We start from the raw sequence: 9,190 nt of genomic DNA on the forward strand, positions 1-9,190 counted from the left end.
AGCTCGTTGCCGGTACCATTGATAGCGTTGCCGGTCAGCACCAGGTTTTCCAGGTTGGCGCCCAGGCGCCAGTCCACGGATGAGCGCACGGTGTCGATTTCACCGGCCAGGGTGCTGGTTTCGGTGATGGTATCGCCGAGGTTGTCGACGATGTAGGTGTCGTTGCCCAGCCCACCGATCAGTTTGTCAGCGCCCAGACCGCCGTCGAGGACGTTGGCGCCAGAGTTGCCGATCATGTAGTTGGCCAGTTCGTTGCCTGTGCCATTGAGATTGGCCGGGCCTGCGAGGAACAGGTTTTCCAGGTTGGCGCCGAGGGTCCAGCTGAACCAGCTCCACACCGCGTCGATTTCGCCGGCCAGGGTGCTGGTTTCGGTAATGGTGTCACCGAGGTTGTCGACGATGTAGGTGTCGTTGCCCAGGCCGCCGATCAGGCTGTCGGCACCGAGTCCGCCATCAATGAGGTTGTCACCCGAGTTGCCGGTCAGAACGTTGTTCAGTTCATTGCCGGTCAGGTTCAGTGCAGCGTTGCCCACCAGTTCACCTTCCTCGAGGTTGGCGCCGAGGGTGTAGGTGACGGAGGTGCGAACCAGATCCCGGCCTTCGTTGGCCTGTTCGATCACCGAGTCCTGCAGGCTGTCGATGACATAGGTGTCATTACCCGTGCCACCGATCAGTGTGTCGTTGCCGACGCCGCCGTCGAGCAAGTCATTGCCTGCGCCGCCCTGGAGAGTGTTGGCAGAGGCGTTGCCGAACAGGTAATTGTCCTGCGCGTTGCCCAGCACGTCGAATGCGCCGACACCTTTGAGAGTGACGTGCTCGAAATTGCTCAGCGTGCTGCTGTTCAGGTCGATCAGCGTGTTGCCTTGCACGTCGTAGGCGAGGATCAGCGTGTCGCTACCTTCGTTGGCGTTTTCCTTGATCAGGTTCAGTTCGCCAGATTGGTCAAGCACATAGGCGTCGTTGCCGGCGCCGCCAATCATTGTGTCCAGACCTCCCATACCGTCGAGTACGTTACTGCCGGCGTTACCGGTCAGCACGTTGTTCTGGTTGTTGCCCACGGCATTGACGCTGGCATTTCCAGTGAGCTGGAGATTCTCGAGGTTGCTGCTCAGGGTGTAGCTGACCGATGCGCGAACGGTGTCGATTTCGTCAGCCACGGTGCTGGTTTCGATGACCACATCACCGACGTTGTCGACCACATAGATATCGTTGCCGGCGCCCCCGTACATGTAGTCTTTGCCGGTATTGCCATTGAGGACGTTGTCCAGGGCATTGCCGTACAGGATGTCGTCGAAGGTGGAGCCGGTGGCGTTTTCGATCTTGGCGCCAAAGGCAATCGCCAGGCCACTGTTGAACGAATAGACAGTGCCGTCGGCGTGGTGCTCGAGATACAGACCCAGGCTGCTGTAGGCCCCTTCGTTCAGGTCGAGGGTGACGCCATTGCCTTGGGAGCTGGCATCGATCGTGTCGTTGCCGCCGGCATCCCAGATGGTTTCGAATACCGGCCGGTAGGCCTGCCACGAGTAGACGTTGTCGCCGGTCTGCCAGTTCATGTTGGCGCCGTACAGCGCCTGGATGGCGAGAATGTCCAGCACCATCGGTGTCGTCGGCTGGGACGAATAGCTGTTGTCGTAACTCATGACCGTATAGCGGACATCGTCCAGCGACGGGTCGAGCAGTGTGGTGTTCGTCGCGCTGGCGGAAAACGGGTGCTTGAGGCCCAGGGCATGACCGATCTCGTGGATGTAGGTCATGTAGTCATAGGTACCCTTGATCGGGTAGTCGGTGGTCGGCTCGCCAATCCAGACATCCCCGCCGCGCGGCGCGGTGGAGGGGGTATAAGCCCAGGCAGCGGCCTGATTGCCCATCAAGCCGTAACCGCCGAACCGCAGGTCACCGACATTGGAAATGTCGTCGGTGGTCTCGGTAAAGCTGATGTTAGCCACGGCACTCCAGGTGGCAAGTGCCGCAGTGATGCCGTTCTTCTGATAGCCGGTCAGCGAATAGATGGATTGGTATTCGTTGTCCGCGCTGTAGTTGGTCGCGAAATAGGATGTCCCGGGCTCGATAAAGCTGTAGGTCAGCTTGGTCGGACCGTCGAAGGGCCAATTGACGCCTGCCCAGTAGGTTCCCGACAGCAGGCTGTCGACTGCTTTATTGCCGGTGAGTTTGGAATAAAGGCTTACGGTATAACCAGTTGGGCTAGGCATGCGGATTTCCTGAGTGCGCTGCGGCCCTTCCTGAATGCGACCGCTACAAAAAAATGCGATTTTGCACCAGAAACAGTGCATTTGACATCAATGAGCCATCATTTTTCTGATCGCTGACGCCAAATAACTGACCGGGCGATCTGTATCGGCCTGTGAAGTAGAATTCTGAAACAATACCCACTGCCGTTCGTCCAGGATTTTTCATGACCGTCGACAAGCCCGCTCTGATTCGCGAAACCTTTCCCGTCGGCCCGTTGCAGTGCAACTGCACCATCATCGGCGACCCGATCACGAAAAAAGCCATCGTCGTCGATCCGGGCGGCAATCCCGATCTGATCATGGCGCGCCTCGATGCGCTGGGCCTGAAGGTGGTCAGCATCATCCACACCCATGCCCATCTCGATCATTTTCTGGCCTCCGGGCAGATGAAGGAAAAAACCGGTGCAACCCTGCACCTGCATAAAGAGGATCAGTTCCTGTGGGACAACCTCGAGATGCAGTGCCAGATGTTCGGTGTGCCATACACCCCGGTTCCGGCGCCTGATCGCTGGCTGTCCGACGATGAGGAGCTGGCCTGTGGCTGTGGCGTGGCGCTGCATACGCCGGGGCATACACCCGGTTCCATGAGCTTTTGGTTTTCCGAGGCTAAGCTGTTGATTGCCGGCGACACGTTGTTCCGGCGCGGAGTAGGGCGCACGGATTTGTGGGGCGGCGATCAGGCGACCATCGTGCGATCGATCAGGCAGCGGCTGTATACCCTGGATGAAGACGCGACCGTCGTGGCCGGGCATGGTCCGGATACGCGACTGGGGGATGAAATGCGCGAGAACCCGTTTGTGCGTGCCTAAACATTTTGTCACGGGTGCCCGGCGGAATTTTTGTGCATTGTCATGATCCAACGCCCGCACGGGCCGATTGCCAATGGCCGCTGCACCACAGAATGCAAAATGTAGGAGCTCTCCATGTTCACCACGCGTCGTTTGATTATTGTCGCTACTGCCGTAGCCGTACTGTCCGGCTGCGCCTCGCCCAACCCATATGACAATCAGGGTCAGGCCGACGGTGGCTCTCAGGGCATGAGCAAAACCGCCAAGTACGGTGGCCTCGGTGCACTGGCCGGTGCGCTGGCCGGTGCCGCCATCGACCACAACAACCGCGGCAAGGGCGCCTTGATCGGTGCTGCTGTCGTCGGTGCTTCCGCTGCCGGTTACGGTTATTACGCCGACCAGCAGGAGAAGAAACTGCGCGCCAGCATGGCCAACACCGGTGTAGAGGTGCAGCGTCAGGGTGACCAGATCAAACTGATCATGCCGGGCAACATCACCTTCGCCACCGATTCGGCGAACATCGCGCCAAGCTTCTATCAACCGCTGAACAACCTGGCCAACTCCCTGAAGGAGTTCAACCAGAACCAGATCGAAATCGTCGGCTACACCGACAGCACCGGCAGCCGTCAGCACAACATGGACCTGTCCCAGCGTCGTGCACAGAGCGTGGCCACTTACCTGACCTCGCAAGGCGTCAGCGGTGCCAACCTGAGCGCCCGCGGTGCCGGTCCGGATAATCCGATTGCCAGCAACGGTGACGTCAACGGCCGGGCACAGAACCGCCGCGTCGAGGTCAACCTGAAGGCGATCCCGGGCCAGCAGTACGGTGGTCAACAGCAACAGCCGGGTACGGTTCAGCAGTATCCGTAACCGTCAGGTACAAAAAAGCCCCCGGACAAGTGATTGTCCGGGGGCTTTTTGTTGGTGCGAAGACTGATTACTTCTTCAGACCGTAATGCTCATCGAGCATGCCGGGCGAGTTCGGGGTCTTCGGCGCGTAGTCACGCGGCGGTTCCTGATCCCGTGGTGGCGTCAGGCGCTCCCGTGGAGCCTGTGCCGCTTCGGAGTGCAGAGAGGCCAGCAGACGCTGACGGGTCTGTTCGTCCAGGGCCAGGCGATTGGCGCCCTCGGCGAGGTGATCCTGCACTTCCTGGTAACTCTGGGTCAGCTTCTTGACCAGGTTGGCGGTGCTGTTGAAGTGGGTCACCACTTCATTCTGATAACTGTCGAAACGTTCCTGAATGTCGTCCAGTTGACGCTGTGTGCGGCTGGGCGCGGCATTCGGCGCAACGCGTGCGATCAGGAAACCAATGGCGACACCCACAACCAGGGCAAGAGTCGGTAACAACCAAACTAAGAGCGAGTGTTCCACGAGTCCTTCCTCTATAAACGGCTTTGCTTTACGTTAACGGCTCGAACCTGCGCTGTATACCGCGATTCACTCGCAATAGATTGGCACAGACAATTTGCTAGACGAGTCGACCCGATTCGAGGTCACGGAGTTCCTTCCTTGCTGATGCGTGAAACCCCTGTAGTGATTGATGGCCCGGTGGGTCAATTAGAGAGTCTGTATCTGGAGAATGAGCAGCCACGCGGCATCGCGCTGATCTGCCACCCCAACCCGGTGCAGGGCGGCACCATGCTCAACAAGGTCGTCTCGACCCTGCAGCGCACCGCACGCGACGCGGGCCTGATTACCTTGCGCTTCAACTACCGCGGCGTCGGTGCCAGCGAAGGCTCCCATGACATGGGCAGCGGTGAAGTCGATGACGCCCAGGCTGCCGCCGCGTGGCTTCGGGAAAAACACCCGGATCTGCCGCTGACCCTGTTCGGTTTCTCCTTCGGTGGATTTGTTGCAGCAAGTCTCGGCGGTCGTCTCGAAGAGCAGGGTTTGCACCTCAAACATCTGTTCATGGTGGCGCCGGCGGTGATGCGTCTGGGCGATCAGGATCAACTGCCGCAGCAGGGTGAGCTGACTGTCATCCAGCCGGAAACCGACGAAGTGATCGATCCGCAACTGGTCTACGACTGGTCCGACAAACTCCAGCGCCCCCATGAGCTGCTGAAAGTGGCAGAATGCGGACACTTTTTTCATGGCAAGCTGACCGATCTCAAGGATCTGATCCTGCCGCGTCTCTCGAATTGATTGCAGTCTGACAAGCGATTACCCATGACGAACCGTACCCGCATCCTCACCGGCATCACCACCACCGGCACCCCGCACCTGGGCAACTACGCCGGTGCCATCCGCCCGGCGATCGTCGCCAGCCGTGACACGAACGCCGATTCGTTCTACTTCCTGGCCGACTATCACGCCCTGATCAAGTGCGATGACCCGCTGCGCATTCAGCGCTCGCGCCTGGAAATCGCCGCGACCTGGCTGGCCGGTGGCCTGGATGTGGATCGCGTGACTTTCTACCGCCAGTCCGACATCCCGGAAATCCCCGAGCTGACCTGGCTGCTGACTTGCGTTGCCGCCAAGGGCCTGCTCAACCGCGCCCATGCCTACAAGGCTTCGGTGGACAAGAACGTCGAGTCCGGCGAAGACCCGGATGCCGGCATCACCATGGGCCTGTACAGCTACCCGGTGCTGATGGCGGCGGACATTCTGATGTTCAACGCGCACAAGGTGCCGGTCGGGCGCGACCAGATCCAGCACGTGGAAATGGCCCGCGACATCGGCCAGCGCTTCAACCACCTGTTTGGCCAGGGCAAGGAGTTTTTCACCATGCCCGAAGCGCTGATCGAGGAAAGCGTGGCCACATTGCCGGGCCTGGACGGTCGCAAGATGTCCAAGAGCTACGACAACACCATTCCGCTGTTCTCCAGCGCCAAGGAAATGAAGGACGCGATCTCGCGGATCGTTACCGACTCCCGTGCGCCGGGCGAAGCCAAGGATCCGGACAACTCGCACCTGTTCACCCTGTTCCAGGCGTTCGCCACGCCGGCGCAGGCCGACGAGTTCCGCAGCGAGCTGCTGGGCGGTCTGGGCTGGGGGGAGGCGAAGAACCGTCTGTTCCAGTTGCTCGACAACGAACTGGGCGAGTCCCGCGAGCGTTATCACCAGTTGATCGAACGCCCGGCGGACCTGGAAGACATCCTGCAACACGGGGCCAAAAAGGCCCGTGCAGTGGCGACGCCATTTCTCAACGAGTTGCGCGAAGCGGTCGGCCTGCGTTCGTTCGTCAATCAGGTTCAGGTGGCCGCGACCACCAAGAAGAAAGCTGCGAAAGCCGCGCGTTTCGTCAGCTTCCGCGAAGACGACGGCAGCTTCCGTTTCCGTCTGCTGGCCGCCGATGGCGAGCAATTGCTGCTGTCGCGCAACTTTGCCGACGGCAAGACCGCCGGTCAGGTGACCAAGCAGCTGCAATCGGGTCAGGCACTGGATGTACGCAGCGAAGACTTGAGTTTCAGTGTCTGGCTGGAAGGCGAGTGTGTCGGCGACAGCCCGGCGTTCGCCGACGTGGCTGCGCGGGACGCGGCCGTCGAGGCTCTGCGGATCGCTCTGACACCCGCGCAGGAATAATCAACGGGCCGGCCCGACCAAGGGCCGATTGCCATTCCCACGGGCCATCGCTACAGTGACGGCCCGTTTTTGTTGCCTTGCTAACGAATTATGACGCCCCTAGAACGATATCAAGCTGATCTGAAACGCCCGGACTTCTTCCATGACGCGGCGCAGGAAACTGCCGTGCGTCACTTGCAGCGCCTGTACGACGATCTGATCGCGGCCGAGCAGAACAAGCCGGGTTTGCTGGGCAAGCTGTTTGGCAAAAAGGATCAGACGCCGGTCAAGGGCCTGTACTTCTGGGGCGGCGTGGGTCGCGGCAAGACTTACCTGGTGGATACCTTCTTCGAAGCCCTGCCATTCAAGGAAAAGACCCGCACTCACTTCCACCGCTTCATGAAGCGCGTGCACGAAGAGATGAAAACCCTCGGCGGCGAGAAAAACCCGCTGACCATCATCGCCAAACGTTTTGCGACGGAGTCGCGGGTCATCTGCTTCGATGAATTCTTTGTTTCCGACATCACCGACGCCATGATCCTCGGCACGCTGATGGAAGAGCTGTTCAAGAATGGCGTGACCCTGGTCGCCACTTCGAACATCGTGCCGGACGGTCTGTACAAGGACGGCCTGCAACGCGCGCGCTTCCTGCCGGCCATCGCGCTGATCAAGCAGAACACCGAGATCGTCAACGTCGACAGCGGCGTCGACTACCGTCTACGCCACCTCGAACAAGCGGAGCTGTTCCACTTCCCGCTCGACGAAGCCGCCCACGAAAGCCTGCGCAAGAGCTTCCGTGCGCTGACGCCTGAGTGCACAGCTGCCGTGGAAAACGATGTACTGATCATCGAAAACCGCGAAATCCGCGCTCTGCGCACCTGCGATGACGTGGCCTGGTTCGACTTCCGCGAACTGTGCGACGGCCCGCGCAGCCAGAACGACTACATCGAACTGGGCAAGATCTTCCACGCCGTGCTGCTCAGTGGTGTGGAGCAGATGAGCGTCACCACCGACGACATCGCCCGTCGCTTCATCAACATGGTCGACGAGTTCTACGACCGTAACGTCAAGCTGATCATTTCTGCCGAAGTCGAGTTGAAAGACCTGTACACCGGCGGGCGCCTGACGTTCGAATTCCAGCGCACCCTCAGCCGTCTGCTGGAGATGCAATCCCACGAGTTCCTGTCCCGGGCACACAAGCCCTGAGCGGATTCGGCAAACAAAAAGGGCCTGCAGATGCAGGCCCTTTTTTGTGTCTGGTCGAATCGTCATGCAGCTTGCTGGAACTGCTGCCGGTACTGGTTCGGTGACAATTCGGTGTGCTGGCGGAACAACCGTGCGAAGAAGCTCGCATCGTCGTAACCGACTTCGTAACTGATGGTCTTGATGCTTTTGCGACTGCCGGAGAGCAAGCCTTTGGCCGTTTCGATGCGCAGCCGTTGCAGGTAGTGCAGCGGCTTGTCACCGGTGGCGGTCTGGAAGCGGCGCATGAAGTTGCGGATGCTCATGCCGTGCTCGCGGGCCACATCTTCGAAGCGGAACTTGTCGGCGAAATGCTCTTCGAGCCAGTGCTGGATCTGCAGGATGATCACGTCCTGGTGCAGCTTCTGGCCGCCGAAACCAATGCGGCCCGGTGAGTAGCTGCGCTGCACTTCATAAAGAATGTCGCGGGCTACGGCTTGCGCCACATTGGCACCACAGAAGCGTTCGATCAGATAGATATAGAGGTCGCAGGCCGAAGTGGTGCCGCCGGCGCAGTACAGGTTGTCGGCGTCGGTCAGGTGCTTGTCCTGATTGAGATAGACCTGCGGGAAACGCTCGGCGAAGGCGTTGAAGAAGCGCCAGTAGGTGGTCGCTTCCTTGCCGTTGAGCAAGCCGGCCTCGGCCAGCCAGAACACCCCGGTGGCCTCGCCGCATAGCACCGCACCTCGGGCATGCTGCTCGCGCAGCCACGGCAGGATCTGAGGATAACGCCGACACAGCGTATCGAAATCGTCCCAGAAGGCCGGGAGGATGATGACATCGGCGTTTTCCAGGCCGCCGTCCACCGGCATGATCACGTCACTGAAGCTGTTCACCGGTTTGCCGTCGGGGCTGACCAGGCGGGTTTCGAACGCCGGAGTCAGGCCGTGGCCCAGTTGTTTGCCGTAACGCAGGCTGGCCAGATGGAAGAAATCCTTGGCTTGCATGAGGGTGGAAGCGAAAACCCGGTCGATCGCCAGGATGCTGACGCGCCGCAAGGGCGTGGAGACTTGCTTGGACATAATTCAACTTTTGTTTTTATAAGGGAAAGTGGTCACCAGACGGCTGGATCGTCTTATTTTTTGTCGGATGTGTCCAGTGTCCTGTATCGGTAGCGAGGCTTAGTCTCTGAAGGTCTGATCCCTTCAACAATAAAGAAAAGGTGTCGCATGATCCCCAGAACCCTGTTCAGCTCCGAGCACGAATTGTTCCGCGACAGCGTAAGAACATTCCTCGAAAAAGAGGCGGTGCCGTTTCATGCTCAGTGGGAAAAACAGGGCTGCATCGACCGAAAACTCTGGAACAAGGCGGGGGAGGCGGGGATGCTCTGCTCACACCTGCCGGAGGAATACGGTGGGTTGGGGGCGGACTTCCTGTACAGCGCTGTGGTCATCGAGGAGGTGGGG

The 9,190-nt window shown here is 59.7% G+C and carries 8 protein-coding genes and 1 pseudogene; 6 read left to right on the top strand and 3 right to left on the bottom strand.

Features of this window, described 5'->3' with window-relative positions:
- Positions 1-2,210, bottom strand: a pseudogene (locus J5M72_RS29205) (calcium-binding protein); the annotation flags it as partial.
- A gap of 203 nt (positions 2,211-2,413) precedes the next feature.
- On the opposite strand from J5M72_RS29205, the gene J5M72_RS23965 reads away from it, so the two are divergent.
- On the top strand, positions 2,414-3,058 hold the full coding sequence (locus J5M72_RS23965; RefSeq protein ID WP_207867288.1) for an MBL fold metallo-hydrolase: 645 nt from the start codon (positions 2,414-2,416) through the stop codon (positions 3,056-3,058).
- A 114-nt stretch (positions 3,059-3,172) separates the two neighbouring features.
- On the top strand, positions 3,173-3,907 hold the full coding sequence (locus J5M72_RS23970; protein ID WP_065261680.1) for an OmpA family protein: 735 nt from the start codon (positions 3,173-3,175) through the stop codon (positions 3,905-3,907).
- Positions 3,908-3,974: 67 nt separating this feature from the next.
- On the opposite strand, the gene J5M72_RS23975 is transcribed toward J5M72_RS23970, so the two are convergent.
- Complete coding sequence (locus J5M72_RS23975) at positions 3,975-4,409, bottom strand: DUF1043 family protein (RefSeq protein WP_039766275.1); 435 nt, start codon at positions 4,407-4,409, stop codon at positions 3,975-3,977.
- Positions 4,410-4,553: 144 nt separating this feature from the next.
- On the opposite strand from J5M72_RS23975, the gene J5M72_RS23980 reads away from it, so the two are divergent.
- From J5M72_RS23980 to zapE, 3 genes are all read left to right on the top strand, one after another.
- The gene (locus J5M72_RS23980; RefSeq protein WP_169432703.1) at positions 4,554-5,183 is read left to right on the top strand and encodes an alpha/beta fold hydrolase; all 630 of its coding nucleotides are present in this window, start codon (positions 4,554-4,556) and stop codon (positions 5,181-5,183) included.
- A 24-nt stretch (positions 5,184-5,207) separates the two neighbouring features.
- Positions 5,208-6,563: a tryptophan--tRNA ligase gene (locus J5M72_RS23985; protein WP_169431868.1), complete on the top strand. Its 1,356-nt coding sequence runs from the start codon at positions 5,208-5,210 to the stop codon at positions 6,561-6,563.
- A gap of 90 nt (positions 6,564-6,653) precedes the next feature.
- A complete protein-coding gene (gene zapE, locus J5M72_RS23990; protein ID WP_085606932.1) occupies positions 6,654-7,748 on the top strand; it encodes a cell division protein ZapE in 1,095 nt (364 codons plus the stop codon).
- Between the two features lie 62 nt (positions 7,749-7,810).
- Here the strand turns inward: zapE and J5M72_RS23995 are convergent, their stop codons facing one another.
- Positions 7,811-8,707 carry a GlxA family transcriptional regulator gene (locus J5M72_RS23995; RefSeq protein WP_169432702.1) on the bottom strand — a complete coding sequence of 299 codons (897 nt, stop codon included), beginning with the start codon at positions 8,705-8,707 and terminating at the stop codon, positions 7,811-7,813.
- Between the two features lie 246 nt (positions 8,708-8,953).
- Between J5M72_RS23995 and J5M72_RS24000 the strand changes: the two genes are divergently transcribed.
- The coding region (locus J5M72_RS24000; protein ID WP_207867290.1) for an acyl-CoA dehydrogenase family protein at positions 8,954-9,190 on the top strand (237 nt) is incomplete at its 3' end.

The sequence above is a fragment of the Pseudomonas sp. 58(2021) genome (genome assembly GCF_017491585.1).
Taxonomy (GTDB): Bacteria; Pseudomonadota; Gammaproteobacteria; order Pseudomonadales; family Pseudomonadaceae; genus Aquipseudomonas; species Aquipseudomonas fluorescens_BT.